At 50.4% G+C, this 762-nt stretch carries 1 protein-coding gene; it reads left to right on the forward strand.

Annotated features, from left to right (window positions below; translation table 11 throughout):
• Positions 1 to 435: 435 nt before the first annotated feature.
• The coding region (locus ACOCD2_RS23525) for a hypothetical protein (protein ID WP_293681969.1) at positions 436 to 762 on the forward strand (327 nt) is incomplete at its 3' end.

A 762-nucleotide genomic window follows, 5' to 3' on the forward strand; every position in this document is an offset into this window, starting at 1 on the left:
ACTGACCACATTCGGGACAAGCGTATTTCGTACCACGCTCCGCTTTAACTTCTAGGTGGAGTTCATGCGGCTGTTTACTCGTATCCAAGTGTTGATTCATCAGCTTCCAGGGAGACTGAATACCCAATCCCAGTAGCAGTATCTCGTTGCCGTCCACGTCTTTTCCTCATGCCAGTATTTGGCGCTATACTGGCACAGGTTTTTGGAGGAATTCCACTTAAAACGTCGAGGAACCTGTTTACTAGAGTTTAGAGTTTCAGAGGAGAAAAACCACTAAAAATCTCAAAAAATAGTTGACATAGCAAGGATCATAGCGTTGCCGCGCCTTGCATGCCTTCATTTGAAAATTTAAAGAAACAAGCGTGTCTTCGACCTCGTGATAGATTTTGGGACATCCCAGTCCCCAAAATCGACTCGGCCTTTGACAACCTATTCGTGCCCCAGCCGTCCTGGTCACCAAGCACTACACAACAACTTCGCAAGCTCGTTGCTGCTCCGTACTTGTCTCCCAATGACTGGACGCCGCGTTCGAATGCCTACTTTGCTTCCCCTCTGGCGCTATGCGCACGACGGGTAAGCAGTGCGGCCTCGCGGCTACTGGGGACTACCAGCCTTCGCTTCGCTCTCCATGGCTGGCAGCGGGCATGCAAGGCGCGGCCTTCTCAGAAGAGAAATCAACACAAACTTCTGGAGGCCGCTATGGACGCGAAAGGATATAGCCGTATCCCCCGCGAACTGTGTTATTGGATAACATTTTTGGCA

The sequence above is a fragment of the Thiolapillus sp. genome, assembly GCF_048562965.1.
GTDB lineage: Bacteria > Pseudomonadota > Gammaproteobacteria > Chromatiales > Chromatiaceae > Thiolapillus > Thiolapillus brandeum_A.